General features: G+C 70.5%; 2 protein-coding genes. Both read right to left on the reverse strand.

Going from position 1 to position 3,350, the window contains the following annotated elements; all coding sequences use genetic code 11:
• Nucleotides 1–37: 37 nt before the first annotated feature.
• A complete protein-coding gene (gene mgtE, locus QMX80_RS18860; RefSeq protein WP_055767843.1) occupies nucleotides 38–1,399 on the reverse strand; it encodes a magnesium transporter in 1,362 nt (453 codons plus the stop codon).
• A gap of 180 nt (nucleotides 1,400–1,579) precedes the next feature.
• Nucleotides 1,580–3,304, reverse strand: coding sequence for a phosphoenolpyruvate--protein phosphotransferase (ptsP, locus tag QMX80_RS18865; protein ID WP_055767846.1), 1,725 nt, complete (start codon nucleotides 3,302–3,304; stop codon nucleotides 1,580–1,582).
• Nucleotides 3,305–3,350: the final 46 nt, after the last annotated feature.

Genomic DNA, 3,350 nt, shown 5'->3' on the forward strand with positions numbered 1-3,350 from the left:
CGCCGGAACCGCAGACGCGGGTTCCGGCGCGTCGCGCTCAGCGCAGCAGCACCACGGTGGCCAGCCCCAGGAAAGTGAAGAAGCCCATCGAGTCGGTGATCGCGGTCAGGAAGATGCCGCTGGCCAGCGCCGGGTCGAAGCCGAGCCGCTTGAGCGTCATCGGGATCAGCACGCCGGCCGATGCGGCCAGCAGCAGGTTGCAGGTCAGGGCGATGAAGATCACCAGCGACAGCCCGGGGTTGTGGAACCAGGCCAGCACGATCAGGCCCAGCACCGCGCCCATCAGCAGGCCGTTGAGCAGGGCCACGCGCAGTTCCTTCCACAGCAGCGCCTTCACGTTGGAGGCGCCGACCTGGCCCAGCGCCAGCCCGCGCACCATCAGCGCCAGTACCTGGGTGCCGGCGTTGCCGCCGAGGCCAGCGACCATCGGCATCAGCACCGCCAGCGCCACCAGCTTGTCGATGGTGCCTTCGAACTGGCCGACCACGTTGGCGGCAACGAAGGCGGTGCACAGGTTGACGAACAGCCACACCAGGCGCCGGCGCATCGCGCGCCATACCGGGCTGAACAGATCCTCGTCCTCGTCCAGGCCGGCGGCACCCAGCGCCTGGTGCTCGGCCTGGCCGCGGATGATGTCCACCACGTCGTCGATGGTGATGCGGCCGATCAGAATGTTGTTGTCGTCCACCACCGGCGCCGAGACCCAGTCATGGTCGGAGAACTGCCGCGCGACCTCGTCTGCGCTCTCGCCCACGTCGATGGCCGGCTGCTCGTCGTCGACCAGGCGGTTGATCGGGGTGCTGTCTTCATGGGTGACCAGCGAGGCCAGCGAGACGCGGCCCAGATACTGGTGGCGGCGGCTGACCACGTACAGGTAGTCGGTGTGGTCGGGCAGCTCGCCACGCAGGCGCAGGTAGCGCAGCACCACGTCGATGTTGACGTCGGCGCGCACAGTGACCACGTCCGGGTTCATCAGGCGCCCGGCGGTGTCCTCCGGATAGGACAGCACCTGCTCCAGGCGCTCGCGGTTCTCGCGGTCCATCGACTTGAGGACTTCGTCGATGACCGTGTCGGGCAGGTCCTCGACCAGGTCGGCCAGGTCGTCGATGTCCAGGTCTTCGACCGCGGCGATGATCTCGTCCGGGTCCATGTCGGCCAGCAGGCTTTCGCGCACTTCCTCGCCGACGTGGACCAGCACCTCGCCGTCGTCCTCCTGGTCGACCAGCCCCCACACCACCTCGCGCTTGCCTGGCGGCAGCGATTCGAGCAGGTTGCCGATCTCCGCCGGCGCCAGCGTGTTGACCAGCCGCCGGACTGGTCCCAGCCGGCCGCTGTCCAGCGCGTCGGAGAGCATGCGCAGCTGGCGTGCGGTCTTGTCGTGGCGTACGGCTTCGGCCATCGGGGCTCCGTAAAAGGGAGGGCCGCGATGCAGGATGCGGCAAGGAGAGTGTCGGGCGCGTCATTATCACGCGTGGATGTTTCAGTGCACACCCTTGCGGTCCGGATAAGGCCCGCCGTTCGGCGGCATCCGCGGCAAATGCCGGATGCGCGGGGTGGCCGGCCAGCGGCCGGCACGTTCTCAGGCGCTGGCGGCCTGCACGATCCAGCGCTCGATGCCGCGCCGGTCGCGTGCCTGCAGCAGTTTGCCGGCGCGCGCGCGCAGTTCGCCGTGGTTGCAGTCGCGGATCGCCCGGCGCACTTCCAGCAGCGTGGCCGGATGCAGGCTGAACTCCGTCAGGCCCAGGGCCAGCAGCAGCGGCGTCATGCGCGGGTCGCCGGCGATCTCGCCGCAGACCGACAGCGGCGTGCCATGCGCCCGCGCGGTCCCGATCACCTGCGCCAGCAGCTGCAGCACCGCCGGGTGCAGCGGCGAGTACAGTTCGCCCACTGCTTCGTTGTTGCGGTCGGCCGCCAGCAGGTATTGCACCAGGTCGTTGGTGCCGATAGACAGGAAGTCGACCTGGTCGATGAAGGTCGGCAGTGCGATGGCCGCGGCCGGGACCTCGATCATCGCGCCGACCGGCACGTGCTCGGCCAGGGCATGGCCTTCCTCGCGCAGCGTGGCCACCAGCCGCGTCATGCGCCGCTTGAGCGCGAGGATTTCCTCGCGGGTGCTGACCATCGGCAGCAGGATGCGCACCGGGCCATAGCCGGAGGCGCGCAGCAGCGCGCGCAGCTGGGTGTCGGCGACCCTGGGATGCGCCAGCAGCAGGCGGATGCCGCGCAGGCCCAGCGCCGGGTTTTCCTCGCGGCCCAGCACCAGCCCGCTGCGGTCGGCCTTGTCCGCGCCCAGATCGAGGATGCGGATGGTGACCGGGCGCCCGCTCATGCCGAGCACGGCGTCGCGGTAATGGTGGAACTGTTCGTCCTCGTCCGGCAGGCCGTTGCGCTGCAGGAACAGGAACTCGGTGCGGTACAGGCCCAGCCCGTGCGCGCCGAGGGCATGCGCGCGCGCCACGTCCTCGCGCGATTCGGCATTGGCCAGCAGGGTGATGTCCACGCCGTCCACGGTGCGGCTCGGCTTGGAGCGCAGGTGGCCGAGCTCGCGCTGTTCGCGCGCCAGTTCGCGCAGGCGCTGGCGGTACTGGCGCAGGTCGTCGGCGGCCGGTTCCAGCACCACCTCGCCGCTGCCGCCGTCCACGATCAGTACGTCGCCGTCGTTGATCCGGTGCAGCACGCCGCTGGCGCCTACCACCAGCGGCAGGTGCAGGCTGCGGGCGAGGATGGCGCTGTGCGACAGCGGGCTGCCGGCGCTGGTGACGATGCCGACCACGCCCTGCGACTGCAGCTGCGCCAGCTCCGAGGGCGCGACGTTCTCGCACACCAGGATCTCGCCGGCCAGGCCCTTCATGCCGGCCGGGCGCTTGTGCAGGAAGGCGTTGATGCGGCCGATCACATGGTCCAGGTCGTCCAGGCGGCTGCGCAGGTAGTCGTCCTCCATGCCCTCGAACACCTGGGCCAGGGTGTCGCGCTGCAGGCGCAGGGCGTAGGCCGCGCTGTAACGATGGCTGCGGATGCGTTCGTCCAGCGCCAGCAGCAGCTCCGGATCGTCCAGCAGCATGGCGTGCAGGTCGAGGAACTCGCCGACTTCGGCCGGCAGGGCGCCCTGCAGGCGCTGGCGCAGTTCGCGCATCTCCGCGCGGGCCGACTCGATGGCCTGGTGCAGGCGCTGCAGTTCGGCTTCGACCGCGTTGGCGGGAATGCGCTTTTCGGTGACTTCCTGCGCATGCGGCAGGCGCACGCGGGCGCGGCCGAGCGCGCTGCCGCGCGAGGCGCCGTGGCCGTGCAGGCGCAGCGCGGTCATGCCGCCGCGCCTCCCGGCGCGGTGCTGGCAGGGGCCGACGCTGCGG

Origin of the sequence: Stenotrophomonas sp. PS02297 (assembly GCF_029959705.1) — a bacterium.
In the GTDB taxonomy this organism is placed as follows: Bacteria; Pseudomonadota; Gammaproteobacteria; order Xanthomonadales; family Xanthomonadaceae; genus Stenotrophomonas; species Stenotrophomonas nitritireducens.